The organism is Tistrella arctica, assembly GCF_039630945.1.
Lineage (GTDB): Bacteria > Pseudomonadota > Alphaproteobacteria > Tistrellales > Tistrellaceae > Tistrella > Tistrella bauzanensis.
Map to the genome: position 1 here is coordinate 1 of NZ_JBBKTV010000047.1, position 280 is coordinate 280.

The 280-nt window shown below is 52.5% G+C and carries 1 protein-coding gene; it reads left to right on the forward strand.

What is annotated here, in order from left to right; all coding sequences use genetic code 11:
- The coding region (locus tag WG924_RS28125) for an rRNA adenine N-6-methyltransferase family protein (RefSeq protein ID WP_345936345.1) at positions 1 to 280 on the forward strand (280 nt) is incomplete at both ends.

Below are 280 nucleotides of genomic sequence, written 5' to 3' on the forward strand. Positions count from 1 at the left end.
TGGTTGCGCAAGCCCTTGAGTGGCTCGCACCGACAGAAGATGAGCGTATTTGGGATTTATTTGCGGGTCATGGCAATTTCTCTATGCCATTGGCCCGACGCAGCAAGCATGTCGTCGCTTTGGAAGTTCAAAACAGTATGGTGACCAGTTTAGCGGCTCAAGCTGAACAGTTGGCCCTTCCTTTGCAGGCGGTTTGTGCAGATTTATCAGACGAAGGGCGTTTGGCGCATTTAGAAAGCCCTAATGCCATTTTACTAGACCCACCTCGCGCCGGTGCGGC